The 24,499-nt window shown below is 71.3% G+C and carries 24 protein-coding genes and 1 riboswitch; of the genes, 16 read left to right on the top strand and 8 right to left on the bottom strand.

The genetic code is table 11. From position 1 onward, the window contains the following. Nucleotides 1–175: 175 nt before the first annotated feature. The 3 genes from glyA to gcvT form a co-directional block, all read right to left on the bottom strand. Nucleotides 176–1,444 (bottom strand): serine hydroxymethyltransferase, encoded by a 1,269-nt coding sequence (gene glyA, locus HA039_RS09680; protein ID WP_167026743.1) that lies wholly within the window; start codon nucleotides 1,442–1,444, stop codon nucleotides 176–178. A gap of 17 nt (nucleotides 1,445–1,461) precedes the next feature. Next, complete coding sequence (gene gcvH / locus HA039_RS09675) at nucleotides 1,462–1,839, bottom strand: glycine cleavage system protein GcvH (RefSeq protein WP_167026740.1); 378 nt, start codon at nucleotides 1,837–1,839, stop codon at nucleotides 1,462–1,464. Between the two features lie 187 nt (nucleotides 1,840–2,026). Next, complete coding sequence (gcvT, locus tag HA039_RS09670; RefSeq protein ID WP_167026737.1) at nucleotides 2,027–3,163, bottom strand: glycine cleavage system aminomethyltransferase GcvT; 1,137 nt, start codon at nucleotides 3,161–3,163, stop codon at nucleotides 2,027–2,029. Between the two features lie 171 nt (nucleotides 3,164–3,334). After that, a riboswitch (glycine riboswitch) is annotated at nucleotides 3,335–3,433 on the bottom strand. Between the two features lie 249 nt (nucleotides 3,434–3,682). Here gcvT and HA039_RS09665 point away from each other — a divergent pair. The 10 genes from HA039_RS09665 to HA039_RS09620 all read left to right on the top strand — a co-directional run bounded on the left by HA039_RS09665 (nucleotide 3,683) and on the right by HA039_RS09620 (nucleotide 15,260). Then, a complete protein-coding gene (locus tag HA039_RS09665) occupies nucleotides 3,683–4,387 on the top strand; it encodes an AAA family ATPase (protein ID WP_425086409.1) in 705 nt (234 codons plus the stop codon). Between the two features lie 40 nt (nucleotides 4,388–4,427). Beyond that, complete coding sequence (locus tag HA039_RS09660; RefSeq protein ID WP_167026731.1) at nucleotides 4,428–5,162, top strand: enhanced serine sensitivity protein SseB; 735 nt, start codon at nucleotides 4,428–4,430, stop codon at nucleotides 5,160–5,162. A 227-nt stretch (nucleotides 5,163–5,389) separates the two neighbouring features. Beyond that, entirely contained in the window at nucleotides 5,390–6,175 is a 786-nt protein-coding gene (locus HA039_RS09655) for an enhanced serine sensitivity protein SseB C-terminal domain-containing protein (RefSeq protein ID WP_167026728.1), read from the top strand. 468 nt (nucleotides 6,176–6,643) lie between these two features. Beyond that, on the top strand, nucleotides 6,644–7,645 hold the full coding sequence (locus HA039_RS09650; RefSeq protein ID WP_167026725.1) for an ABC transporter permease: 1,002 nt from the start codon (nucleotides 6,644–6,646) through the stop codon (nucleotides 7,643–7,645). Nucleotides 7,646–7,709: 64 nt separating this feature from the next. Continuing rightward, complete coding sequence (locus tag HA039_RS09645) at nucleotides 7,710–9,488, top strand: ABC transporter substrate-binding protein (protein ID WP_167026722.1); 1,779 nt, start codon at nucleotides 7,710–7,712, stop codon at nucleotides 9,486–9,488. Nucleotides 9,489–9,604: 116 nt separating this feature from the next. Further along, the gene (locus tag HA039_RS09640) at nucleotides 9,605–10,603 is read left to right on the top strand and encodes an ABC transporter permease (RefSeq protein ID WP_167026719.1); all 999 of its coding nucleotides are present in this window, start codon (nucleotides 9,605–9,607) and stop codon (nucleotides 10,601–10,603) included. Then, nucleotides 10,600–11,700 (top strand): ABC transporter ATP-binding protein, encoded by a 1,101-nt coding sequence (locus tag HA039_RS09635; RefSeq protein WP_167026716.1) that lies wholly within the window; start codon nucleotides 10,600–10,602, stop codon nucleotides 11,698–11,700. The genes HA039_RS09640 and HA039_RS09635 overlap by 4 nt, the downstream gene beginning before the upstream one ends. A 14-nt stretch (nucleotides 11,701–11,714) precedes the next feature. Beyond that, nucleotides 11,715–12,935: an ABC transporter ATP-binding protein gene (locus HA039_RS09630; RefSeq protein WP_167026713.1), complete on the top strand. Its 1,221-nt coding sequence runs from the start codon at nucleotides 11,715–11,717 to the stop codon at nucleotides 12,933–12,935. A 67-nt stretch (nucleotides 12,936–13,002) separates the two neighbouring features. Further along, nucleotides 13,003–13,641, top strand: a complete 639-nt coding sequence (locus HA039_RS09625; protein WP_167026710.1) for a trimeric intracellular cation channel family protein — start codon at nucleotides 13,003–13,005, stop codon at nucleotides 13,639–13,641. Nucleotides 13,642–14,096: 455 nt separating this feature from the next. Continuing rightward, nucleotides 14,097–15,260, top strand: a complete 1,164-nt coding sequence (locus tag HA039_RS09620) for a cysteine desulfurase family protein (RefSeq protein ID WP_167026707.1) — start codon at nucleotides 14,097–14,099, stop codon at nucleotides 15,258–15,260. Between the two features lie 40 nt (nucleotides 15,261–15,300). On the opposite strand, the gene HA039_RS09615 is transcribed toward HA039_RS09620, so the two are convergent. After that, a complete protein-coding gene (locus tag HA039_RS09615; protein WP_243869299.1) occupies nucleotides 15,301–16,083 on the bottom strand; it encodes an alpha/beta fold hydrolase in 783 nt (260 codons plus the stop codon). Nucleotides 16,084–16,115: 32 nt separating this feature from the next. Next, on the bottom strand, nucleotides 16,116–16,787 hold the full coding sequence (locus HA039_RS09610) for a DUF4097 family beta strand repeat-containing protein (protein ID WP_167026704.1): 672 nt from the start codon (nucleotides 16,785–16,787) through the stop codon (nucleotides 16,116–16,118). A 236-nt stretch (nucleotides 16,788–17,023) separates the two neighbouring features. On the opposite strand from HA039_RS09610, the gene HA039_RS34590 reads away from it, so the two are divergent. After that, nucleotides 17,024–17,812: a helix-turn-helix domain-containing protein gene (locus tag HA039_RS34590; protein ID WP_167026701.1), complete on the top strand. Its 789-nt coding sequence runs from the start codon at nucleotides 17,024–17,026 to the stop codon at nucleotides 17,810–17,812. Here the strand turns inward: HA039_RS34590 and HA039_RS09600 are convergent. Beyond that, nucleotides 17,809–18,558, bottom strand: coding sequence for an N-acetylmuramoyl-L-alanine amidase (locus tag HA039_RS09600; protein WP_167026698.1), 750 nt, complete (start codon nucleotides 18,556–18,558; stop codon nucleotides 17,809–17,811). The genes HA039_RS34590 and HA039_RS09600 overlap by 4 nt on opposite strands. Nucleotides 18,559–18,619: 61 nt before the next feature. On the opposite strand from HA039_RS09600, the gene mnmA reads away from it, so the two are divergent. Together mnmA and HA039_RS09590 are read left to right on the top strand one after the other, a co-directional pair. Further along, the gene (gene mnmA / locus HA039_RS09595; RefSeq protein ID WP_167026695.1) at nucleotides 18,620–19,753 is read left to right on the top strand and encodes a tRNA 2-thiouridine(34) synthase MnmA; all 1,134 of its coding nucleotides are present in this window, start codon (nucleotides 18,620–18,622) and stop codon (nucleotides 19,751–19,753) included. 120 nt (nucleotides 19,754–19,873) lie between these two features. Then, nucleotides 19,874–20,806, top strand: coding sequence for an acetamidase/formamidase family protein (locus tag HA039_RS09590; protein ID WP_167026692.1), 933 nt, complete (start codon nucleotides 19,874–19,876; stop codon nucleotides 20,804–20,806). 41 nt (nucleotides 20,807–20,847) lie between these two features. Here HA039_RS09590 and HA039_RS09585 read toward each other — a convergent pair whose 3' ends face one another. Next, nucleotides 20,848–21,633, bottom strand: a complete 786-nt coding sequence (locus tag HA039_RS09585; protein ID WP_167026688.1) for an alpha/beta fold hydrolase — start codon at nucleotides 21,631–21,633, stop codon at nucleotides 20,848–20,850. Nucleotides 21,634–21,701: 68 nt separating this feature from the next. Continuing rightward, on the bottom strand, nucleotides 21,702–22,031 hold the full coding sequence (locus HA039_RS09580) for a DUF427 domain-containing protein (RefSeq protein ID WP_167036482.1): 330 nt from the start codon (nucleotides 22,029–22,031) through the stop codon (nucleotides 21,702–21,704). 152 nt (nucleotides 22,032–22,183) lie between these two features. Between HA039_RS09580 and HA039_RS09575 the strand changes: the two genes are divergently transcribed. Genes HA039_RS09575 through HA039_RS09565 form a run of 3 tightly spaced genes read left to right on the top strand, consistent with a single transcriptional unit; the run spans nucleotide 22,184 to nucleotide 24,499 of the window. After that, nucleotides 22,184–22,723, top strand: a complete 540-nt coding sequence (locus HA039_RS09575; protein ID WP_167026684.1) for an LOG family protein — start codon at nucleotides 22,184–22,186, stop codon at nucleotides 22,721–22,723. A 55-nt stretch (nucleotides 22,724–22,778) separates the two neighbouring features. Continuing rightward, nucleotides 22,779–23,477, top strand: a complete 699-nt coding sequence (locus HA039_RS09570) for an SDR family oxidoreductase (RefSeq protein ID WP_167026681.1) — start codon at nucleotides 22,779–22,781, stop codon at nucleotides 23,475–23,477. Then, complete coding sequence (locus HA039_RS09565; protein WP_167026678.1) at nucleotides 23,474–24,499, top strand: methionine synthase; 1,026 nt, start codon at nucleotides 23,474–23,476, stop codon at nucleotides 24,497–24,499. The genes HA039_RS09570 and HA039_RS09565 overlap by 4 nt, the downstream gene beginning before the upstream one ends.

Here is a 24,499-nt window from a genome sequence, read left to right as displayed (position 1 = left end):
GGTTGGTAGACGCCGTTGTCTGCCGGGGTGGTGCAGAGATCACGGGTGTACGGGGTGCCGGGGCACCGCGCTCACGGTCCAGTGTGCGCGGTGCCCCGGGAACGCGGGCGGTACGGAGAGCCGTACGGACGATGACGTTCCGGTGCGGGGCGGAGGCCCGGGTGGGGCCCGGTGCCTACAGGCCGGGGTAGAGCGGGTGCTTCGCGGCGAGCGCGGTGACCCGCGCCGCCAGGGCCTCGCGGTCGAAGTCCGGCTTGAGCGCCGCGGCGATGATCTCCGCGACCTCGGCGAAGTCCTCGGTGGTGAAACCGCGGGTCGCGAGCGCCGGGGTGCCGATCCGCAGGCCCGAGGTGACCATCGGGGGGCGCGGGTCGTTCGGGACGGCGTTGCGGTTGACCGTGATGCCGATGCCGTGGAGCCGGTCCTCGGCCTGCTGGCCGTCCAGCTCCGAGTTCCGCAGGTCGACCAGGACCAGGTGCACGTCCGTGCCGCCGGACAGGACGGAGACACCGTGCTCGGTGACGTCCGCCCGCACGAGGCGCTCGGCGAGGATCCGGGCGCCGTCCAGGGTGCGCCGCTGGCGCTCCTTGAACTCGTCCGAGGCCGCCACCTTGAAGGAGACCGCCTTGCCCGCGATGACGTGCTCCAGCGGGCCGCCCTGCTGACCGGGGAAGACCGCGGAGTTGATCTTCTTCGCCAGCTCCTGCGTGGAGAGGATCACTCCGCCGCGCGGGCCGCCGAGGGTCTTGTGCGTGGTGGTCGTGACGACGTGGGCGTGCGGCACCGGGTTCGGGTGCAGGCCCGCGGCGACCAGGCCGGCGAAGTGCGCCATGTCGACCATCAGGTACGCGCCGACCTCGTCCGCGATCCGGCGGAAGGCCGCGAAGTCCAGCTGGCGGGGGTACGCGGACCAGCCCGCCACGATCAGCTTCGGGCGGGACTCCTTGGCGAGGCGCTCGACCTCGGCCATGTCGACCTGACCGGTCTCGGTGTCGACGTGGTACGCGACGACGTCGTAGAGCTTGCCCGAGAAGTTGATCTTCATGCCGTGGGTCAGGTGCCCGCCGTGGGCGAGGTTGAGACCCATGATCGTGTCGCCGGGGGAGAGCAGCGCGAACATCGCGGCCGCGTTCGCCTGGGCGCCGGAGTGCGGCTGTACGTTGGCGTGCTCGGCCCCGAAGAGCTCCTTCACGCGGTCGATCGCGATCTGCTCGATCACGTCGACGTGCTCGCAGCCGCCGTAGTAGCGGCGCCCGGGGTAGCCCTCGGCGTACTTGTTGGTCAGGACGGAGCCCTGGGCCTCCATGACGGCGACCGGAGCGAAGTTCTCCGAGGCGATCATTTCGAGCGTGGACTGCTGACGGTGGAGTTCGGCGTCGACGGCGGCGGCGACGTCCGGGTCGAGCTCGTGGAGCGGGGTGTTCAGAAGCGACTTCGAAGACATCACAGTCCCTGGGGTGTCTAGTTGCCGGAAAATTCCGCGTACTCGTCCGCGGTGAGCAGGTCCTTCGGCTCCTCCGAGACGCGCACCTTGAACAGCCAGCCACCCGCGAAGGGGGCGGAGTTCACCAGCGAGGGGTCGTCCACGGCGTCCTGGTTGATCTCCGTGACCTCACCGGTGACCGGGGAGTACAGGTCGCTGACCGACTTCGTCGACTCCAGCTCACCGCAGGTGTCGCCGGCGGTGACCGTGTCACCGACGCCGGGAAGCTGGACGTACACGACGTCACCGAGGGCGTTCGCCGCGAACTCCGTGATGCCGACTGTCGACACACCGTCCTCGGCGGCCGTCAGCCACTCGTGCTCCTTGCTGTAGCGCAGCTGCTGGGGGTTGCTCATGGGCTGAATTCTCCTGTACGAGGGGGAGTGGTCGGGACGGCCGTCTTGAGGATCGAGACGGGCCGGGAGGGGTGGTCGGGCCGCCGGGCCGCGCGGGCCGGGCGGTGCATGGGGTGACGCGTGTGACGGGTGGGGCGGGTGTGACGGGCGGTGGCGTCGCGGGACTGTGATGTCCGAGACGTCCGTATCACTTCTGACGCTTGTAGAACGGGAGCGCCACGACCTCGTACGGCTCGTGGGACCCGCGGATGTCGACCCCGACACCCGCCGTCCCCGGCTCGGCGAGCGAGGCGTCGACGTACGCGATGGCGATCGGCTTGCCCAGCGTGGGGGAGGGGGCGCCCGAGGTGACCTCGCCGACGACCTGCCCGCCCGCCACCACGGCGTACCCGGCGCGCGGGACGCGGCGGCCCTCGGCGACCAGGCCCACCAGCTTGCGCGGCGGGGCGGCCGCGGCGCGCTCGGCGGCGGCCTCCAGGGCCTTGCGCCCGACGAAGTCGCCTCCGTTGGACGTCTTGTCGAACTTGACGACCCGGCCCAGGCCCGCGTCGAAGGGCGTGAGGGCGGTGGACAGCTCGTTCCCGTACAGCGGCATGCCCGCCTCCAGGCGGAGGGTGTCCCGGCAGGACAGCCCGCAGGGCACCAGGCCGACCGCCGCGCCGGCCTCGGTCAGCGCCTGCCAGAGGGCCTCCGCGTGCGCGGGGTCGACGAACAGCTCGAAGCCGTCCTCGCCGGTGTAGCCGGTGCGGGCGATGAGCGCGGGGACGCCGGCGACCGTGCCGGGCAGGCCCGCGTAGTACTTCAGGCCGTCCAGGTCGGCGTCCGTGAGCGAGCGCAGGATGCCGGGGGACTCCGGGCCCTGGACCGCGAGCAGCGCGTACGCGTCCCGGTCGTCCCGTACCTCCGCGTCGAAGCCCGACGCGCGGGTGGTCAGCGCGTCCAGGACCGTCTGCGCGTTCGAGGCGTTGGCGACGATCATGTATTCGTCCTCGCCGAGGCGGTAGACGATCAGGTCGTCGAGGATCCCGCCGTCCTCCTGGCAGATCATCGTGTAGCGGGCGCGGCCCACGGCGACCGCGCCGATGTTGCCCACCAGCGCGTGGTCCAGCAGGTCGGCGGCCTTCGGGCCGGTGACGGTGATCTCGCCCATGTGCGAGAGGTCGAACAGGCCGGCCCTCGTACGGACGGCGAGGTGCTCGTCGCGCTCGCTCCCGTACCGCAGGGGCATGTCCCAGCCCGCGAAGTCGGTCATGGTCGCGCCCAGCGCGCGGTGCACCGCGTCGAGGGCGGTGAGGCGGGGGGTGCTGCTCGGGGCAGAGTTCATCGGTGGTGACTCCCAGGGCATGACGACGAGGACGGTCCTCCCCATCTGTCATCGGAACCTGAGAGGTTCACCACGACCGCACGGAACCACGGACGACTCTCCGTACGTGCTCACGGTCGTGACTTGCACCTTGGGTGGGACCGCGACGGGCGGCCCGCTTTTCAGATCTGCCTCATCCACGCGGTACGGGGCCTGAGAGATTCAAGGGGAGAACTTGCTCCTTCGGCGCCCGGCGCACACGGTGAACCGGGACTCTCCCGCGCGGATTCAAACGGCCTGTATGCAGTTGGCGCCGTCATCATCGCACGCATCGGGGGCGCGTGGGGGATCGGCCCCGGACGTGGCGACGACCCGCCACACACCGTGAAAGGCTTGCGCGGCATTACCAATTCTTTACACTTTACGGGCAAGGGTCTGGCAGGGGTCGAAGGCCAGGGTGTCTGACCTGACAGGGGGACGGCGATGACGTCGCAGGGGTCCGGTGCGTATGTGACATCGACAGGGACGGCCGCGGCGGGGATGGCCGGCCCGGGGGGTGCGAAGCCGGGGGCGGCCGCGTTGTCGGGGGCGGCGTTGTCGGGGACAGGAGTGCCCGTCCAGCCGGCCGCGGCGGCCGCCAGGGACCTGCCCGTCCGGCCCGCGCCGGTCGTCCGCGATCTGCGCGGCCGCGACGGCAGGGTGCCGGCCACCCTCTTCTTCGCCGCGGGGGACGTCGTGGTCGTTTCGGGCCTGCCCGGCAGCGGCAAGTCCACGCTGATCCGGCGGACGGCCGCGGGCGGCGGCATCGACTCGCAGGACGCCCGGGACCGCTGGGCGCGCCGGCTGCCCCGCCGCCTGCCGTACGCGGTGTACCGCCCGCTGGTGCGCGTCGCCCACTACACCGGGCTGTGGCGGGCGCTGCGGTCCGGCGAGAGCGTGGTCGTGCACGACTGCGGTACGCAGACCTGGGTACGGCGCTGGCTGGCCCGCGACGCCCGCCGGCGCGGCCGCGGCCTCCACCTCGTCCTGCTCGACGTCACCCCGGACGTGGCCCGCGCGGGCCAGCGCGAGCGCGGCCGGGGCGTCTCGGGGTACGCGTTCGCCCGCCACCGGCGCGCGGTCGGCCACCTCATCGGGGACGCCGAGTCGGGCCGCCTCCCGAGGGGCTGCGCCTCGGCGACCCTCCTGGACCGCCCGGCGGCCGGGACTCTGTCCGCCATCGCGTTCACCGCGGCTACCGCCTAGGGTTCTGCCGCAGGCAGAGGTGAACGGAGGGGTGGAGCGCGTGAACACAGCATGGCCCGGCAACGAGCTCGAAGAGGTGCTGGCGGCCTCGCTCGGGAACGACGCCGCGGGCGGGCGGCTCGTCGAGGTGCTGGGACGCAGTCAGGTCTGGGTGCCGCTGCCGCAGGGCGGCGGCCCCGACAGCCAGAGTCTCGACCTGCCGACGATGGACATCGAGGGGGCGCCCTATGTCCCGGTGTTCAGCTCCGAGGAGCAGTTCATGGGCTGCGTCGGCGCGCACATGCCCTTCACCGTGGCCCCCGCCCGCGAGTTCGCCCGCGGACTGCCCCCGCAGCTCGGCATCGTCGTGAACCCGGGCGGCGCCGTCGGCATGCCGCTGCCCCCGCTCGCCGTCGCCGAGCTGTGCCGGGTGGGCCGCACGCCGCTCGACGGCCCCGCCAGCGGCGGCCGGGTCAGGCTCTTCCAGCCGGACTGGCAGGAGGACCCGGTCGACTTCCTCGCCGCCGCCGCCGCGGAGTTCGAGGCGTCCGGGGTCGTGGTCTCCGCCCGCCGGGCCCTCGCCAGCGTCGAGGGCGAGCCGCCGGTGCTCTTCGTGGGCGTCCAGCTCGCCTCCTGGGAGGCCCAGGACCGCAACGCGCCGATGGATGCCCTGGGCCGCGCCCTCGGCCGGGTCCAGGTGCCCTGGCCGGTCAACCTGGTCCTCCTGGACATGACACAGGACCCGGTCGGTGCCTGGATGCTGGCACGGGTGCGTCCGTTCTACCAACGCGGGTAGGCGCGTCCACCCACGCCGGTTAGCCGCGCCCGCCCACGCTGGTGGGCGCGGCGCGGAAGGCGGGCGCGCGGGCGCCGGGGGCGGCCGGGCCCCGGGCCGTACGCCCCCGGGGCACGCCGCCATGCGGTCGGAGCGCTGTCATGGGCGGCACCTAAGCTGGTTTGATGACGGGGCCGAGTCCGGGGGGAGACGGTCGAATGGTGGATCGAAGAGGGGCGGGACCCAGGGTGAGCGCGTCAGGTACCGCGGCGGCCGGCCGGGCCGAGCAGCTGCTCCGCCAGGTGACGCCAGGACGCTACGACGCGTACGAGGCGCTGCTCCAGGCCCTCGCGGAGGACCGGGTCTGGATGCTGCTCTGGCAGGGGAGCGCGGGCTCGCCCGACGCCCAGTACGGGAACATGCAGGTGGAGGGGCTGGGGTACGCGCCCTGCGTGACCTCCGCCCAGGAGCTGGCGGTCAGCGGCTGGACCCGTACGCACGAAGTGGTCACGGGCCGCGACATCGCCCGCGTCCTGTACCCGGACCGCTGGGGGATCTGGCTCAACCCGCACGCCCCCGGCGGCGGCGTCGGCATCCCCTGGCTCGACCTGCGCCGGATCGCCACCGGCCTCGACCGCATGCCGGCGGGACCGCTGCGGCTGTCCGAACCGGCCATCGAGATCCCGCAGTTCTACGCGCAGCTCACGCAGAACGCGCACCGCACCCCCGCGGTCCGCGCGCTGCGCCGCGCCTGGGTCCAGCCGGCGCTCGGGGCCCCGTACCTGGCCATCGGCCTGGACCTGTACGACACCAGCCCCGGCTCCGTCGACTCCGTCCGCACGATGATGCGCCAGTCGGTCGGGGCGGTCCCGGACGGGCTGCCCGTCTCGACGGTCGCGATGTCCGACGAGTACGACCCCGTGACGATGTGGCTGCGCGCGAACACGCGGCCTTTCTACGACCGTGAGGCGCACGCGTCGCCCGCCCCGGCGACGGGGTACGGATATCCGCCGCCGGCGTCCCGCGCTTACTGAGCGTGCCTCGCTCACTGAGACGGACCGCTCCGCACGGAGCGTGCACACTACATCTACTCGTGTCGGGCAAAACGGTCATCACGGGCAGGCGGTCGGCCTTGACGCGCGTAGAGCCGCCCGGGTCGTGGGCTTGAGAGCGAAATGTCCACTCTCCGCCGGAAGGTGGGGTGTTGGCGCGCTTGGTGGCCATTTGACGGTCAATGACAGTCGTCCGTCCATGGTTACCCGCAGTCCGGATAACGGAACACCTCTAACAGCATCACGGTTGAGCATCCATTGCCCTGGGGGGCTGGCGGCTGATCATGGCGGCAATGAAGACTCCCCGCATGCATGGCCTTTCGGGCCTGTGTGCGAGTAGCTCGGCCCGCGTGACGGAGTCAGACCACTGCTCGCGCTGCTTAAGGAACGGGCCGCTACAGCGGCAAGTGCGGGCCGGTCACCGCCGGTTGAGAGAGGGTTTCTGCCACGATGACGGCACCATTGCACGAGCCGACCACCGAAACGGCCCCGAGCGCGACTGAAGAAGTTGCCGCCGTCGCGGGGAAGTCGGTCCAGGGGCGCTCCCTCAGCCGGATCGCCTGGGGGCGCCTGAAGCGGGACAAGCTGGCACTCGCCGGCGGAACCGTCGTGCTTCTGCTGATCCTGGTCGCGATCCTCGCGCCACTGATCACCCACCTCGCGGGCCAGTCGCCGGACGACTACCACGAAGACCTGATCGACCCCCTCTTCTCGACGCCGACGGGCTCCCTCGGCGGCATCAGCGCGGACCACTGGTTCGGCGTCGAGCCGGTCAACGGCCGCGACATCTTCGCCCGGATCGTCTACGGCGCCCAGGTCTCGCTGCTCGTCGGCTTCCTCTCCGCCGTCGTCGCGGTGGTCTTCGGCACCGTCCTCGGTGTCCTCGCCGGCTACTTCGGCGGCTGGTTCGACTCGCTGATCAGCCGCGTGATGGACATGCTGCTCTCGTTCCCGCAGCTGCTGTTCATCATCGCGCTCGTCTCCGTCATGCCGAACGACATGCTGGGCCTGAGCGGCAGTGGTGTGCGGATCCTGGTGATGATCCTGGTGATCGGCTTCTTCGGCTGGCCGTACGTCGGCCGTGTCGTCCGCGGCCAGACGCTCTCCCTGCGCGAGCGGGAGTACGTCGAGGCGGCCCGCAGCCTCGGCGCCGGGCAGACGTACATCCTGTTCAAGGAGCTGCTGCCCAACATCGTCGCGCCGATCATCGTCTACACCACGATGATGATCCCCACGAACATCCTCACCGAGGCGGCCCTGAGCTTCCTGGGCGTAGGGGTGAAGCCCCCCACCGCTTCCTGGGGGCAGATGCTGTCCTCCGCGGTGAGCTACTACGACGCCGACCCGATGTACATGATCATCCCGGGTCTGGCGATCTTCATCACCGTGCTGTCCTTCAACCTCCTGGGGGACGGCGTGCGTGACGCGCTCGACCCCAAGGGTTCGCGCTGAACTGCGGTACACCGAAGCCCGTTCCTTCCACACGGGCAGTTACTCACACGGAGGATCCGAGATCGTGACATCCCTACGCACCAGAGGCCGGCGCAAGCAGGTCATCGCCGCCGCGTTCGTGACCGCGGCCCTGCTGGGCACCGCGGCGTGCGGCGGCGGCAACACGAAGGACGAGGGCGGCAAGAGCGGCGCCGCGGGCTTCGACGCGGCCAACAACAAGGTCGCCAACGCGTCCGACAAGAAGGGCGGCGAGCTCAAGTTCGCGAGCGTCCAGGACACGGACTCGTGGGACACCACGCGCGCCTACTACGGCGTCGTGTGGAACTTCATGCGGTACTACAGCCGCCAGCTGGTGACCAACAAGGCGGAGGCCGGCAAGCCGGGCGCCGAGGTCACCCCGGACCTGGCGACGGGTCTCGCGAAGGTCTCCCCCGACGGGAAGACCTACTCGTACACCCTGCGTGACGGGATCACCTGGGAGGATGGCAAGGCCATCACCTCCGAGGACGTCAAGTACGGCATCGAGCGCCAGTGGGCGCAGGACGTGCTGCCCGGCGGCCCCGTCTACCTGCGCGACGTCCTCGACCCGGACGGCAAGTACAAGGGCCCGTACAAGGACACGTCGAAGGACGGCCTGAAGGCCATCGAGACGCCGGACCCGAAGACGATCGTCTTCCACCTGCCGAAGCCGAACTCGGACTTCCAGGAGATGCTCGCCCTGACCTCCTCGTCCCCGGTCCGCAAGGACAAGGACACCAAGTCCAAGTACGGCCTGCACCCGTTCTCCTCGGGCCCGTACAAGTTCCAGTCCTACACCCCCAACAAGGGCACGGTGCTGGTCCGCAACACCGCCTGGAAGCAGTCCTCGGACCCGATCCGCAAGGCGCTCCCGGACAAGATCTCGATCACGATCTTCTCCAACCCGGACGAGATGGACAACCGCCTCCTCGCCGGTGAGTACGACCTCGACTTCTCGCAGACGGGCCTCGGTGTGCAGGCGCGCATCAAGGCGCTGAAGGAGGACAAGGGCAACCTGGACAACCCGGTCTCGGGTTACATCCGGTACGCCGCGTTCCCGCAGAGCGTGAAGCCGTTCGACAACATCCACTGCCGCAAGGCGGTCATCTACGGGGCCGACCACAAGTCGCTCCAGACCGCGCGTGGCGGCCCGCTCGCGGGTGGCGACATCGGCACCAACATGCTGCCCCCGTCGATCCCCGGCGCCGAAGGCCAGAAGTACGACCCGTACGGCGTCCTCGCCAACGACGGCGCGGCCAACATCGCGAAGGCCAAGGAAGAGCTCAAGGCCTGCGGTCAGCCCAACGGCTTCAAGACCACCATCGCGGTGCGTAACAACAAGCCCGTCGAGGTCGCCAGCGCCCAGTCGCTCCAGGCGTCGCTGAAGAAGATCGGCATCACCACCGAGCTCGACCAGTACGACGGCGCGCAGACCTCGGGCATCATCGGCAACCCGACGATCGTCAAGAACAAGAACTACGGCATCATCATCATGGGCTGGGGCCCCGACTTCCCGTCGGTCCAGGGCTACGGCGTGCCGCTGTGGGACAGCAAGTTCATCCTGCCCAGCGGTAACAACAACTTCGCCCTGATCAAGGACCCGAAGATCGACGCGAACTTCGACAAGTTCACCACCGAGCTCGACCCCGCGAAGAAGGTCTCCATCGCGACCGAGATCAACCACCAGGTGAGCGAGGGCGCGTACTACCTGCCCTTCACGTTCGAGAAGTTCATCAACTGGCGTTCCACCCGGCTGACCAACGTGTACACCACGGACGGCTACGCCGGTAACTACGACTTCGTCAACCTCGGTGTTGTGAAGTAACCACCTTCGGTACACCCGCCGTACGGCACGAAAGGCAGGTGAAGGCCGGCGTGGCGTGACCGCGGGCCATCGGACGAACTCCGGTGGCCCGCGGTCCCGCCGCAGGGCCGAGAGCAGTGCTCGCATACCTCATCAGGCGGCTCATGGCCGTCGCAGTGATGCTGGTGGTCATCATGTTGGTGGTCTTCTGCATCTTTTTCCTTGTCCCCAAGTGGGCGGGCGTCGACCCGGCCACGATGTACGTGGGCAAGGTGTCCGACGCCGCGGCCGTCGAGGCCGTCCGGCAGAAGCTCCAACTGGGCGACCCGATCTTCGTCCAGCTCTGGGAGTTCTTCAAGGGCATTTTTGTCGGACGCACGTATTCGTCCGGCGGTGACGTCACCAAGTGTGCGGCTCCCTGCTTCGGTTACTCGTTCCGCACGGAGCAGGCCATCTGGCCGCAGCTCACCTCAGCTCTGCCGGTGACCCTGGCGCTGGCTCTGGGTGCGGCCGTCCTGTGGCTGGTCTTCGGTCTCGCGGCGGGTGTCCTGTCGGCGCTCAAGCGTGGTTCCTTCTGGGACCGCGGCGCGATGATCGTCGCGCTGAGCGGCGTCTCGCTCCCCATCTACTTCACCGGTCTGCTCTCCCTGGCGGTGTTCCACTACAGCCTGGGCTGGCTCGACGCCAAGTACGTACCACTGGACCAGAGCTTCACCGGCTGGTTCGGCGGCATGATCCTGCCCTGGGTCACGCTCGCGTTCCTGTACGCGGCGATGTACGCCCGCATCACCAGAGCCACCATGCTGGAGGTGATGGGTGAGGACTACATCCGTACCGCCAGGGCCAAGGGCCTGACCGAACCGGTCGTCATCGGCAAGCACGCCATGCGCTCCACGATGACGCCGATCCTGACCCTGCTCGGCATGGACCTCGGCGCCCTCATCGGCGGCGCGATCCTGACCGAGACGACCTTCAGCCTCCCCGGCCTCGGCCAGGCCGTGCTGGAGGGAATCAAGACCGGAGACCTGCCGGTGATTCTCGGTGTCACGCTGATCACGTCGGTCGCGGTCATCCTCGCGAACCTGCTCGTGGACATCCTGTACGCCGTGATCGACCCTCGAGTGAGGCTCGCATGACCGACCTGAGCAAGACGGGCTCCGCCCCCGGCGAGCCCGTCGCCACAGGCTCCCGCCCCTCCGAGGCCTTTCTCGACGTACGAGACCTCCGCGTCCACTTCCCCACGGACGACGGCATCGTCAAGTCGGTCGACGGCCTCAGCTTCCAGCTGGAGAAGGGCAAGACCCTCGGCATCGTCGGCGAGTCCGGCTCCGGGAAGTCCGTCACCTCGATGGGCATCATGGGGCTGCACACCACCGGTCAGTACGGCAAGCGCAAGGCACAGGTCTCCGGAGAGATCTGGCTGAACGGCGAGGAACTGCTCTCCGCCTCACCGGACCGGGTGCGCAAGCTCCGCGGCCGGGACATGGCGATGATCTTCCAGGACCCGCTGTCGGCCCTGCACCCGTACTACACCATCGGCAAGCAGATCATCGAGGCCTACCAGGTCCACCACAACGTGGACAAGAAGGCCGCGCGCCGCCGTGCCATCGAGATGCTCGACCGCGTCGGCATCCCGCAGCCCGACAAGCGCGTGGACTCCTACCCGCACGAGTTCTCGGGCGGTATGCGGCAGCGCGCGATGATCGCGATGTCCCTGGTCAACAACCCCGACCTGCTGATCGCCGACGAGCCGACCACGGCTCTCGACGTGACGGTCCAGGCCCAGATCCTGGACCTGATCCGCGACCTCCAGAAGGAGTTCGGCTCCGCGGTCATCATCATCACGCACGACCTGGGCGTCGTCGCCGAACTGGCCGACGACATCCTCGTGATGTACGGCGGCCGGTGCATCGAGCGCGGGCCCGCGGAGCAGGTCTTCTACCAGCCCCGGCACCCCTACACCTGGGGTCTGCTCGGTTCCATGCCGCGCATCGACAGGGAACAGACCGAGCGCCTCATCCCGGTCAAGGGCTCCCCGCCCTCCCTGATCAACATGCCGACGGGCTGCGCCTTCAACCCGCGCTGCCCGTACGCCGACGTACCCAAGGGCAACATCACCCGCACCACGCGGCCCGAGTTGACCCAGGTCGAGAGCGGGCACTGGGCCGCCTGCCACATGTCGGAGCAGGACCGGGACCGCATCTGGACCGAAGAGATTGCGCCCAAGCTGTGAGCGAGGACAAAGACGTGACGATTCCCGCCCAGAGCGCCGGCTCCGGCGTCCTGAGCAAGGACCCCGCCCCGGGCGAGACCCTGCTCAAGGTCACCGGGCTCCAGAAGCACTTCCCCATCAGGAAGGGCCTGCTCCAGCGCCAGGTCGGCTCGGTCAAGGCCGTGGACGGCATCGACTTCGACGTGCGCGCCGGAGAGACGCTGGGCGTGGTGGGCGAGTCGGGCTGCGGCAAGTCGACCATGGGCCGGCTCATCACGCGCCTGCTGGAGCCGACCGGCGGCCAGGTCGAGTTCCAGGGCCGTGACATCTCGCACCTCGGTGTCCGCGGGATGCGCCCGATGCGGCGCGACGTCCAGATGATCTTCCAGGACCCCTACTCGTCGCTGAACCCGCGGCACACGATCGGCACGATCGTGTCCGCGCCGTTCAAGCTCCAGGGCGTCAACCCCGAGGGCGGCGTCAAGCAGAAGGTCCAGAGCCTGCTGGAACTGGTGGGGCTCAGCCCCGAGCACTACAACCGGTACCCGCACGAGTTCTCCGGCGGCCAGCGCCAGCGCATCGGCATCGCCCGCGCGCTCGCGCTCAACCCCAAGCTCGTCGTCGCCGACGAGCCGGTCTCCGCGCTCGACGTGTCGATCCAGGCGCAGGTGGTCAACCTGCTGGACGACCTCCAGGACGAGCTGGGCCTGACGTACGTGATCATCGCCCACGACCTGTCGGTCATCCGGCACGTCTCGGACCGGATCGCGGTCATGTATCTGGGCAAGATCGTGGAACTGGCGGACCGTGAGTCGCTGTACTCGGCTCCGATGCACCCGTACACGAACGCGCTGATGTCCGCCGTGCCCGTCCCGGACCCCCGGCGGCGTGGCGTGAAGAGCGACCGCATCCTGCTCAAGGGCGACGTGCCGTCGCCGATCTCGCCGCCGACCGGGTGCCGCTTCCACACGCGGTGCTGGAAGGCCACGGAGATCTGCAAGACGGTCGACCCGCCGATGCAGATGCTGAAGCCGGGCCAGCAGGTGGCGTGCCACCACCCGGAGAACGCGCCCGACCAGGCGCCGCAGGACACGGTGCTGCTGTCGGCGGCCCGGGACGCGATCGAGCTGGTCGACGTGACGCCGAAGGCGGCGGCGGAGCCGGAGGTTTCCGCGGTGGCGTCCGAGGACGTGGCTTCTTCGGCTGACCCCGAGGTGGAGGCGGCTTCCGAGAAGCCGGACGCCTCCAAGGAGTAAGGGCGGAGAAGAGGCGGGCCGGGAGGCTCCTGGTACCCCGGCCCGGGGTGCCCGGCACAATGACCGGGTGCTCCACGACCTCTTCACCCCCTCCGTCCAGCACGCCCTGGACCTCGCCGGTATCTTCGTCTTCGCGATATCCGGCGCCCTGCTCGCCGTCCGGAAGAACTTCGACGTCTTCGGCATGGCGGTGCTCGCCGAGGTCACCGCTCTGGGCGGCGGGTTGTTGCGTGACGTGGTCATCGGGGCGGTGCCGCCGGCAGCCTTCACCGATCTCGGCTACTTCTCCACCCCGCTGGTGGCGACCGCGCTGGTGTTCTTCCTGCATCCCCAGGTCGAGCGGATCCAGGGCGCGGTCAACGTCTTCGACGCGGCGGGGCTGGGGCTCTTCTGTGTGACGGGTACCACCAAGGCGTACGACCACGGGCTCGGGCTGACCGCGTCCGCGGCCCTGGGGTTGGCGACGGCGGTCGGCGGCGGGGTGCTGCGTGACGTCCTGGCCAACGAGGTGCCGTCGCTGCTGCGCTGGGACCGCGATCTGTACGCGGTGCCGGCGATCGTGGGGGCGGGGGTGGTGGCGGTGTGCATACGGTTCGACGCGCTGAACGGGGTGACGAGTGGGGTGGCCGTGGTGACGGCGTTCGCGCTGCGGCTGCTGGCGATGCGCTTCCACTGGCGCGCCCCCCGAGCCTGGAACCGCCACTGACGGCCCGCACCCACTCGTCCTCAATCGCCGGACGGGCTGGGGTTGGCTCGGGCCCGTTGCCCGTGCGGGTCAAGGACGTCCTCAATCGCCGGACGGGCTTGAGGGGGTTGCGGTCGGGCGTGACCGTTGCGGTCAAAGATGTCCTCAATCGCCGGACGGGCTGGAATTGTTGCGCCCGATGTCCCGTGCGGGTCAAAGACGTCCTCAATCGCCGGACGGGCTTGAAAAGCCGGATGGGCCCGATTGTTTGGACCCGACCCCGGCGACAAGCCGCGCCGGCGCATCCGGCCCGCAGCGGGCACCATCAAGCCCGTCCGGCGATTGAGGACAACGGTGACCGCAACGCGGGCACCCACCCGCGCGGCCCGACGGCCCCGAAGCCCGTTCGGCGATTGAGGACAAAGCAATGACCCGCGCGGCCCCCCGCCCCCGCAGCTCGTAGAATCGGGGGCATCATGGCTTACCTCGACCACGCCGCCACCACCCCGATGCTGCCTGAGGCGATCGAGGCGATGACCGCTCAGCTCGGCCTCGCCGGCAACGCCTCCTCGCTCCACGCCCCCGGCCGCCGGGCCCGCCGTACCGTCGAGGAGGCTCGCGAGGCGCTCGCGGAGGCCCTCGGCGCGCGGCCCAGCGAGGTGGTCTTCACCTCGGGCGGCACGGAGGCCGACAACCTCGCCGTGAAGGGCCTGTACTGGTCCCGCCGCGACGCGGACCCGGCCAGGACGCGCGTGCTGGCCAGCCCCGTGGAGCACCACGCCGTCCTCGACGCCGTCGACTGGCTCGGCGCGCACGAGGGCGCGAACGTCGAGTACCTGCCGGTCGACCCGTACGGCAGGGTCCACCCCGGGACGCTGCGCGAGGCGATCGCCCGCAACCCCGACGACGTGGCCCTCGCCACCGTCATGTGGGCCAACAACGAGATCGGCACCCTCACCCACGTACCCGAACTGGCCGAGGTCGCCGCCGAGTTCGGCATCCCGCTGCACTCCGACGCCGTCCAGGCCTTCGGCCAGGCCGAGGTCGACTTCGGCGCCTCGGGGCTCGCCGCGATGACCGTCTCCGGCCACAAGATCGGTGGCCCGTACGGCATCGGCGCGCTCCTGCTGGGCCGCGAGTACACCCCCGTCCCCGTCCTGCACGGCGGCGGTCAGGAACGCCACGTGCGCTCCGGCACCCTCGACGTGCCGGCCGTCGCCGCGTTCGCCGTCGCGGGCCGGCTCGCCGCCGAGGGGCGCGCGGCCTTCGCGCGGGAGATCGGCGGTCTGCGGGACGAACTGGTCGACGCGGTACGGAAGTCCGTCCCCGACGCGGTCCTCGGCGGCGACCCCGTCGACCGCCTCCCCGCCAACGCGCACTTCAGCTTCCCCGGTTGTGAGGGCGACTCGCTGCTCCTCCTGCTCGACGCCCAGGGCATCGCCTGCTCGACGGGCTCGGCGTGCACGGCGGGGGTCGCCCAGCCCAGCCACGTCCTGCTGGCCACCGGCTGCGACCCCGACCTGGCGCGCGGCACGTTGCGCTTCTCGCTCGGCCACACGTCGACCCGCGAGGACGTCGACGCGCTCGCGGCGGCGATCGGCCCCGCCGTCGACCGGGCCAGGAACGCCGGGCTGAGCTGAGCCGGGCCGGGCCCGGGGGCGCCCGCCCGCGCCGCACGCGTCATCGCGCCAGATCGCGTACCGCGTCCGCCACGGCCCGGAAGTCCTTGCGCAGGATCTTGGAGTGGTTGCTCGCGACCTTCGCGCTGACCTGGATGTTCGGGTTGCGGGTGAGCACCGGGCCCAGGTCGGCGCGGATACGCTCCATCAACTCCGCCTCCCCGCCCAGGTTCCCGCCGCTGGCGAGCACGTACCGGGCGGGGACGGTGATGCCGTCGAGCACCGGATCGAGGACGGCGGGCGCGCAGAGTTCGTTGATCTCGATGTTGATCTCCGCGTGCCGCTCCGCGCTCATCCGCGCGGCCAGGCCGAGCGGCCGGGCGACCGGGAACAGCGGGCTCAACCGCCGGAACAGCTTGCGTATCTGCTCCCGGGCGGCGTCGTCGAGCCACTCGTGCGGCAGGGCGCCGTCCACGGACACCGCCGCCCGGGTGCGCTCCGGGTGGCGCGAGGCCCAGTGCATCGCGATCATCGCGCCGTACGACCAGCCCACCAGGATCGGCCGCTCCACGCCCCGGGCGGTGAGGACCGCGTCGAGGTCGCGGAGGCACGCCTCGAACGAGTAGTCCGTGGCCCGTTCCGACTTGCCCCGGGCGCGCTCGTCGTAGGTGATGTGCCGGTAGCCGCCGCCGAGTTCGGCGATGACGCGCCGCCAGTGGGACTGGTCGGCGTAGGAGCCGTTGAGGTAGACGACGGCCTGTCCCGCGCCGCCGGTGTCGGTCACGGCGAGGGCGGTGTCGTCGATCGCCACCATGCCGGTCCAGGGGGAGTTCCGTTCTGTCACGGTGTGCCTTCTTCCGGTCGGGAGGGAGTGGTCTAGAGGCCGCGCGCGGTGATGTCGCCGTACGACGTCGTCGCGTGGATGTGCACGGCCGCGTCCGCGCCCTCGGTGTTCCTGAGCGCGTTGTGGATCCGGCCGTAGGCGGTACGGGCGTCCAGGGAGCCGGAGACCCCGCGCGGCGTGCCGACCGTCACGTCGCCGGCCTCGGTGCGCAGTTCGAGGGTGCCGCGCAGGGCCTCGGTGATCCGGATGTCGCCCTTCTGGGTGCTGATCTCCGCCGGGCCGCCCAGGCGGCCGACCGCGATGTCGCCGGCGAGGAGGGTGAGGCGGGCGGCGGCCGTCTCGTCGAGCTTGACCGAGCCGTGCGCGCCCTCGAAGGTGACGTCGCCGAGCTGCCCGACGCCCCGGAACTCGGCGCTCGCCGCCTTGGCCTCGACGCGGGAGCCGGCGGGCAGTTGGACCGTGACCTCGACGGCTCCGGGGTCGCGGAGGCTCCGGGTCTCCGCCGGCGCGGCCTCGATCCGGAGGACGCCGTCGCCGTACGCGACCGAGATCCGCTCCGCCGCCTTCACGTCGCGGCTCTTCGAGGGGTCCGCGGGCAGGATCTCGACCGTGGTGTCGGCCCGGTCGGCGGCGATGAACCGGACGCGGCCGGCGGGGAGGTCGAGGACGGCGGAGACCGGGGCGGGGGTGGTGAACTTCTGCATGGTTTCTTCCTTCGGGTTGTTGTTTCCGATGAGAGAAACGCTACGTTGCATTCATGGAATGCTCAACGGTGTTGTTGCGCTCGGATCGCATCTATGCAGCTCAGGGCTAGGAAGTTGTTGCAATGGAGTTGCCGGTTAATGCAACGCAGGTCGACGTTCGTTGCAATGGAATGGAGGTGAACGCTATGGTGCGACCACCGAGGCGACAAGACCGAGGACGACAAAGGGGAACGCCCATGCCGGGAGGCAGGCTCACGCACGAGGAACGCCGGGGGATCGCCCAGGGCCTGGCCGACGGCCTCGCCTACGCGGAGATCGCCAGGCGTCTCGACCGTCCGACCTCGACGGTCACCCGCGAGGTGATGCGGAACGGCGGCCCCACCGCGTACCGCGCCGACCTGGCCCACCGCGCGACCGAACACCGCGCCCACCGGCGCCCGCGGACCGCCTCCCCGCGCGTGGGGGCGCCCCCGCAGGGGCAGGGGCGGGACGACGAGGTCGTGCGCGCGTACGAGGAGGTGTTCACCACCGTCCTCATGGCGTCCGGCGCGCCCCGGATGATGTCACGGGTGCTGGCCTGCCTGACCCTCACCGACGCGGGCAGCCTCACCGCGTCCGAGCTCGTCCAGCGCCTCCAGGTCAGCCCGGCGTCGGTCTCGAAGGCGGTCGCGTTCCTGGAGGAGCAGGGCCTCATCCGGCGGGAGCGGGACGAACGCCGCCGCGAGCGTTACGTCGTGGACGACGACGTCTGGTACCAGTCGATGATGGCCAGCGCCCGCTCCACCGCGCAGATCGTCGGCACGGCACGGGACGGCGTCGCCGTCCTCGGTGCCGGGACCGGGGCGGGCGTCCGGCTGGAGAACATCGCCCGCTTCCTCGACTTCGTCGCCGAGAGCATCACCCGCGCCGCGGAGCAGGCCCGCGAGATCCTGCACTCGAAGGCCGACACGGACCAGGACGACCAGGACGACCAGGACGACCAGGACGACCAGGGCGACGAGGACGCCCGCCGGGCAAACCCCTAGGCCTCCCGCGGTTTCGCGGTGGAGGGGGTCGAGGACGGCGTGGGGGAGGGGGCGGGGACCGGCTCCGGGTGGTCCCTCGCCTCCCGTACCAGCTTCAAGTACCGCGCCCAGTCCCAGTGCGGGCCCGGGTCCGTGTGGTCCGTGCCCGGCACCTCCACGTGGCCCATGATGTGCGTGCGGTCCACCGGTATGCCGTACCGCGCGCATATCCCCGCCGTCAGCCGCGCCGACGAGCGGTACATCGCCGTCGTGAACGACCTCTTGTCGTCCACGAACCCCTCGTGCTCGATGCCGATGGACCGTTCGTTGTACGTACGGTTCCCCGCGTGGAAGCCCACGTCCAACTCGCGGATCATCTGCGCCACATGGCCGTCCTTGCGCACCACGTAGTGCGCGGCGGCCGCGTGCCCCGGATCACGGAAGACCTTCAGCGCCGTCGCGTAACTGCCCTGGACGACATGGATCACCACCCGGTCCACGGTGTAGTCGTCCGGGCGGTCCGCCCGCCGCCAGTTCGCCGAGGAGGCCGCGACCCACTCCGCCGCCGCGTAGTCCAGCTCGCCCTCCTTGCGCGGCTTCTCGATGCCGGGCACCCGCCACCAGTACGGCGCCAGCCTGTCCCGCGCGAGCACCCCGCCGCCGACGACCGCCGCCGCGCCGCCGAGCAGCACCGCCCGCCGGCCGAGCCGGCCACCGTCCCCCCGGCCGGCCCTGTCGGCCCGCCGGCTCCCCTTTTTCTCGCCCATGTGATCGTCAACGCATACTCACGCGACGGTGGTTCCCGGGTCCACGTACTCTGGTGAGGCTATGACTCAGACAACCCAGCGTCCCCTCCGCGTGCTCGCCGCCATGTCCGGCGGTGTGGACTCCGCCGTCGCCGCCGCCCGCGCCGCCGAGGCGGGACACGACGTGACCGGCGTCCACCTGGCGCTCTCCGCGAACCCGCAGTCGTTCCGCACGGGCGCGCGGGGCTGTTGCACGATCGAGGACTCCCGCGACGCCCGCCGCGCCGCCGACGTCATCGGCATCCCGTTCTACGTGTGGGACCTGGCGGAACGCTTCCGCGAGGACGTCGTGGACGACTTCGTCGCCGAGTACGAGGCGGGCCGCACGCCCAACCCGTGCCTGCGCTGCAACGAGAAGATCAAGTTCGCGGCGCTCCTGGACAAGGCGCTCGCCCTCGGCTTCGACGCCGTCTGCACCGGCCACTACGCGACGGTCGTCACCGGCCCCGACGGGGCGCGCGAGCTGCACCGCGCGAGCGACATGGCCAAGGACCAGTCGTACGTCCTCGGGGTCCTCGACGAGCGCCAGCTCGCCCACGCGATGTTCCCGCTGGGCGACACCCTCACCACGAAGGACGAGATCCGCGCGGAGGCGGAGCGGCGGGGCCTGGCCGTGGCGAAGAAGCCCGACAGCCACGACATCTGCTTCATCGCGGACGGCGACACCCAGGGCTTCCTGGCGAAGCGCCTCGGCAAGGCCGAGGGCGACATCGTCGACGAGTCCGGCGCCAGGATCGGCAGCCACGAGGGCGCGTTCGGCTTCACGATCGGCCAGCGCAAGGGGCTGCGGATCGGCCACCCGGCCGCCGACGGCAAGCCGCGCTACGTCCTGGACATCTCGCCGGTGGACAACACCGTCACCGTCGGCCCGGCCGCCGCGCTGGACGTCACCGCCCTGACCGCGATCAAGCCCCGCTGGTGCGGCGGTACGGCTCCGGAGGGACGGGGCACGTACACCGCGCAGCTGCGCGCCCACGGCGACGAGACCCCCGTCGAGGCGGAGCTGTCCGACGGCACCCTGCGCGTCACCTTCGACGCCCCGGTCCGCGGGGTGGCCCCGGGCCAGGCGATCGTGCTCTACGACGGCACCCGCGTGGTCGGCTCGGCGACGATCGCGACGACCGAGCGGCGCCGTACGGACGCGCTGGCGGGCTGACAGCGGCCCAGGCGTCCTCCTGCCGGCGTCCTCGGACCGGCAGCGGACCGGCGGCGGGCCGGCACCGGACCGGCATCCCGGGGACGGGATGCCGACCTCCTCAGGAAGGGCTCACCCATCGTGGCCGAACACCGGCTGGAGTCCGTGCCCGGCACGGTCACCCACGTCTTCTCGCGCGACCTGCCCCCGGTGCTGACCGTCGACCCCGGGGACACCGTCGTCGTCCACTCGCTCGACGCCTCGGGCCACCTGGAGCGGCAGCGCACCCCCGGGGAGCCGCGCCCCAGGATGTTCCCCGGCCGGCCCGGGCACTGCCTCGTCGGCCCGATCGCCGTGCGCGGCGCCCGCCCCGGGACCGCGCTCGCGGTGCGGGTCGAGTCGCTGCGTCCCGACCCGTGGGGCTGGACGGTGTCCGCCGCGGCGGACACCCCGCTGAACCGGCGTCTCGGGCTCACGGACACCGACCCGTCCTGGCTGCTGTGGGAGCTGGACGCCGACGCGGGCACGGGCACGAACCAGTACGGCCACACCGTGTCGCTGGCGCCCTTCCTCGGCGTCATCGGCCTGCCGCCCGCCGAACCGGGCGAGCACCCGACCGTGCCGCCCCGGGTGGCGGGCGGCGGCAACATCGACTGCCGGGAGCTGGTCGCGGGATCCACGCTGTACCTGCCGGTCACCGTGGACGACGCGCTGCTGTGCGTCGGGGACGGCCACGCGGCCCAGGGGGACGGCGAGGTGTCCGGTACGGCGGTGGAGTGCGGCATGACCACCCGGCTGACGCTCGACGTGGAGACGGCTCCGCCCGTACCGACCGTGCACGCGGTGACCCCGGCGGGACGGATCACCTTCGGCTTCGACGCGGACCTCAACGAGGCGTCGGCGCAGGCGCTCGACGCCATGCTGACCTGGATGGGCTCCCTCTTCGGGCTGGACCGCGCCACGGCGCTGGCGCTGGCCAGCGCGACGGTCGACCTGCGGGTCACGCAGGTCGCCAACCAGGTGTGGGGCGTGCACGCACTGCTGCCGACCGGCGCGGTGGGCACGGACCGTTAGGACGAGGGGCTCGGCGGCGCGGGCGCGGGCGGTGGTCGGCGTCACGCTGTGAAGAACTCCGTCAGCACCGGCGCCAGTACATGCGGCGCCACCTCGTGCGTCTGGCCCGTCAGGGTGCGGTGACGGCCGCGGGGCAGGGCCGTGGCCACTGCCTTCGCGGCCGTGCGTAACGCTCTCGTACTGGCCCCGCCGTCCACCACCATCCCCCGCGTCCCGATCGCCGCCAGCCGCTCCTGCGGGACCGGCTCCAGGCCCACCAGGGCGTTGTCGTACGCCAGGGTGTGCGCGAGCGCCGTCAGGCCCGGCCAGAGCGGCGAGCGGCGCATTCCCGCGATCAGGTCGCGCGGCGTGCCCACCATCGACAGGAACAGCTCGACCGCGCCGTCCCGCCGCCCCTGCGCCAGCAGGCTCGTCAGCCGCTCGGTGAAGGCCGTGCGGTCCGGCAGGACCGACGGGTCGGTGGGGTACGGGGGCTCGTACAGCGCGAACTGCGTGATCGGCAGCCCGGCCGCCGCCGCCTCCAGCACGAGGATCGCCCCCGCCGACACCCCGTACACGGAAGCGCTCCCGCCCGCCTCCGCGAGGAGGCTCGCCAGGTCCTCGATCTCGCGCCGCACCTCGTACGGGCCGGTGTCACCGCTCGCGCCGCGCCCCCGGCGGTCGTACACGAACACCTCGAAGCGCGGCGCGAGCAGCTCGGCGAGCCGGGTCTCCGTCTCGGCGGTGCCGAGGGTTCCGCTCACCAGGATCAGGGGCGGTCCGCCGCCGGTCCGCCGGTACGCGATGAGGGTGCCGTCCCCCGACTTCGCCTTGCACGCAATGTTCATACCGGGGGAGACCGGCGGGCCCCGCACAACTCATCGCTCACGGGCGAAGATTCTTTTCGCGGGCCCGTTCAGACCGCCAGGACCTCGGTGTCGTAGAAGCAGAAGTGCCCCTTGATCTGCGCGACCTCCGCCTTCGGCTCCTCGTATCCCCAGACCAGGTCCGGCGCGTCGGGCAGCGACCAGTACGACGCGTCGCCCTTCCACGGACAGTGGGTGCTGGTGTCGGACGGGGTCAGCAACTCGGTCCTGACGTCCTGCGGCGGGATGTAGTACCGGACCGGCAGGCCCGTCTCGCGCAGGAGCAGCGGACGGCGGCTCTCGGCGACCACCTGCCCGTCCCTGATCACCCGTACGTGCGTGGTGCCCTGCTCGATGGTGATGGTGTGGCCTGCGGCCATGATCGTCAGTCCCCTCGGGAGGTGCGGCTCGGTGTGCGGCTCGGGAGCGGGGTGGTACGGCCCGGTCGTGCGCCGGGACGCGCTCACCCCACACCCTTCAGCACCGGACCGCCGCGTGGTCTTCCCGACATCCCGGCCTTTACGGTGGCCCGATGAACATCTGCGTCTTCCTCTCCGCCGCCGACCTCGACGAGCGCTACATACGCCCCGCCCGCGAGTTCGCCGAACTGATCGGCAAGGGCGGCCACACGCTGGTGTGGGGCGGCTCGGACACCGGGCTGATGGGGGTCGTCGCCGACGGGGTCGCGCGGGCCGGCGGCCGGCTGGTCGGCGTCTCCGTGGAGTTCCTGGCGGGCTCGGCCCGGGCCGACGCCGACGAGATGGTCTTCGCCCGCGACCTCCCGGAGCGCAAGGCGCTGCTCCTCGACAAGGCCGACGCCGTCGTGATCATGGTCGGCGGGGCGGGCACGCTGGACGAGGCGACCGAGATCATCGAGCTCAAGAAGCACGGCCTGCACACCAAGCCGGTGGTCCTGCTCAACACGGCGGGCTTCTACGACGGCCTCAAGCAGCAGCTCCAGCGCATGGAGGCGGACGGCTTCCTGCCGCTGCCCCTCCTCGACCTGGTCTTCTTCGCCGAGGACGGGGTCGGCGCCCTCGCGTACCTGGAGGAATCACTCGGGGTGCGGTGAGCCCGGGGAGGCGGCGGGCGGCGGGGGTACGGGGCGGTGTCCGGGTGATGCGACGATGACCCCCATGGCTACCCATCTGATCACCGGTTCCGGCTCCGGCATAGGAGCGGTGGTCGCCCGCAGGCTCCACGAGCGCGGCGACGACCTGCTGCTCATCGCCCGTGACGCGGGGCGCGGCAAGGAGCTCACCGCGCTCTACCCCGGCTCCCGCGCGCTCGTCGGCGACCTCGCCGTGCCCGACCGGCTCGCCTGGGCCATGTCCCACCAGGTCCTGCCGGACCGCCTGGACTCGCTCCTGCACTTCGCCGGGGTGGTCGACCTCGGCCCCGTCGGCGACTTCTCGCCCAAGGGCTGGCACCACCAGCTCAACGTGAACCTGATCGCCCCGGCCGAACTGACCCGCCTCTTCCTGCCCCAGCTGCGGGCCGCCAAGGGGCAGGTGATCTTCGTCAACTCGGGCTCCGGGCTCAAGGCGAACGCCGAGTGGGCCGCGTACGCAGCGTCGAAGCACGGGCTCAAGGCGCTCGCCGACGCGCTGCGCGAGGAGGAGCGGCCGAACGGGGTCCGGGTGACCTCCGTATACCCGGGGCGTACGGCGACCCCGATGCAGATCAAGATCCACCAGCACGAGGGCAAGGAGTACGACGCGTCGACCGTGATCGACCCGGAGTCGGTGGCGACGGCGTTCCTCACCGCGCTCGACCTGCCGCGCGACGCGGAGATCCACGACATGACCGTCAGGCCCGGCCGATGAGCGACGAGCGCCCCGGCACCGACCCGCGAGCCGCCCTGCCGTGGGGGCCCGCGACCGGGGTCGGGTCCATGCCCGGCGGGGACGCCCGGGAGACGGCCCGTCAGGTCACCGGGACCTTCGAGGACTTCCCGTACCTGGCGGAACTGCCCGCCCGCGGACCCGGCGCCGACATGATCGGCCGGACGGTCGGCCTGCTCGCCGAGGTCTACGCGCGCGTGGAGCCCAGCGGCTGGCGCGTCGGCGACCGGCCGGGCCGGGACACCAGGCGGGCCCGGTCCTGGCTGGGCGAGGACCTCGACGCGCTGGAGGAGTTCACCCAGGGGTACGAGGGCGCGCTCAAGGTCCAGGCCGTCGGACCGTGGACCCTGGCCGCCTCCCTGGAGCTGCGCAACGGCGAGTCGGCCCTCAGCGACCCCGGCGCCTGCCGGGACCTCACGGCGTCCCTGGTCGAGGGGCTCACCGCGCACCTCGCGGACGTACGCCGCCGCATCCCCGGCGCGCGGGTGGTCCTCCAGCTCGACGAGCCGTCCCTCACCGCCGTCCTGCGCGGCCACGTCCGGTCGGCCAGCGGCTACCGCACGCACCGCGCGGTCGACCGGCAGCTGGTCGAGGACGCGCTCCGGCGGGTCGCCGGGGTCGCGGAGGGCGCGGTCGTCGTGCACTCGTGCGCGCCCGACGTGCCCTTCGCCCTGCTGCGCCGGGCTGGCGCGGCCGGCGTCTCCTTCGATTTCGGCCTCCTCACGGAGCGTGACGAGGAGACGATCGGCGAGGCGGTGGAGGCCGGGACGCGACTCTTCGCCGGGGTGGTGCCGGGCACCGACACCGCATTGTCAGACCCTGCCGGTAGCGTCATGGGTGTCAGGACGCTGTGGCGCAGGCTGGGGCTGAATCCGGGGACTCTCGCCGAGTCCCTGGTGGTCACCCCGTCGTGCGGTCTCGCGGGGGCCTCTCCCGCGTACGCACGCGAGGCGCTCGCCCACTGCGTCCGGGCGGCGAGATCGCTCGCGGACAACCCAGAGTGA

Origin of the sequence: Streptomyces liangshanensis, assembly GCF_011694815.1 — a bacterium.
Lineage (GTDB): Bacteria > Actinomycetota > Actinomycetes > Streptomycetales > Streptomycetaceae > Streptomyces > Streptomyces liangshanensis.
This window is presented reverse-complemented; position numbering and strand designations above follow the sequence as displayed.

Excerpts from the sequence above, each read along its gene's own strand:
- HA039_RS09635 (WP_167026716.1), top strand. The coding sequence starts at position 10,600 with ATGACCGACCTGAGCAAGACGGGCTCCGCCCCCGGCGAGCCCGTCGCC.
- HA039_RS09650 (WP_167026725.1), top strand. The coding sequence starts at position 6,644 with ATGACGGCACCATTGCACGAGCCGACCACCGAAACGGCCCCGAGCGCG.
- HA039_RS09620 (WP_167026707.1), top strand. The coding sequence starts at position 14,097 with ATGGCTTACCTCGACCACGCCGCCACCACCCCGATGCTGCCTGAGGCG.
- mnmA (WP_167026695.1), top strand. The coding sequence starts at position 18,620 with ATGACTCAGACAACCCAGCGTCCCCTCCGCGTGCTCGCCGCCATGTCC.
- glyA (WP_167026743.1), bottom strand. The coding sequence starts at position 1,444 with ATGTCTTCGAAGTCGCTTCTGAACACCCCGCTCCACGAGCTCGACCCG.
- HA039_RS09585 (WP_167026688.1), bottom strand. The coding sequence starts at position 21,633 with ATGAACATTGCGTGCAAGGCGAAGTCGGGGGACGGCACCCTCATCGCG.
- gcvT (WP_167026737.1), bottom strand. The coding sequence starts at position 3,163 with ATGAACTCTGCCCCGAGCAGCACCCCCCGCCTCACCGCCCTCGACGCG.
- HA039_RS09580 (WP_167036482.1), bottom strand. The coding sequence starts at position 22,031 with ATGGCCGCAGGCCACACCATCACCATCGAGCAGGGCACCACGCACGTA.
- HA039_RS09610 (WP_167026704.1), bottom strand. The coding sequence starts at position 16,787 with ATGCAGAAGTTCACCACCCCCGCCCCGGTCTCCGCCGTCCTCGACCTC.
- HA039_RS09665 (WP_425086409.1), top strand. The coding sequence starts at position 3,683 with ATGGCCGGCCCGGGGGGTGCGAAGCCGGGGGCGGCCGCGTTGTCGGGG.
- gcvH (WP_167026740.1), bottom strand. The coding sequence starts at position 1,839 with ATGAGCAACCCCCAGCAGCTGCGCTACAGCAAGGAGCACGAGTGGCTG.
- HA039_RS09565 (WP_167026678.1), top strand. The coding sequence starts at position 23,474 with ATGAGCGACGAGCGCCCCGGCACCGACCCGCGAGCCGCCCTGCCGTGG.
- HA039_RS34590 (WP_167026701.1), top strand. The coding sequence starts at position 17,024 with ATGCCGGGAGGCAGGCTCACGCACGAGGAACGCCGGGGGATCGCCCAG.
- HA039_RS09600 (WP_167026698.1), bottom strand. The coding sequence starts at position 18,558 with ATGGGCGAGAAAAAGGGGAGCCGGCGGGCCGACAGGGCCGGCCGGGGG.
- HA039_RS09570 (WP_167026681.1), top strand. The coding sequence starts at position 22,779 with ATGACCCCCATGGCTACCCATCTGATCACCGGTTCCGGCTCCGGCATA.
- HA039_RS09575 (WP_167026684.1), top strand. The coding sequence starts at position 22,184 with ATGAACATCTGCGTCTTCCTCTCCGCCGCCGACCTCGACGAGCGCTAC.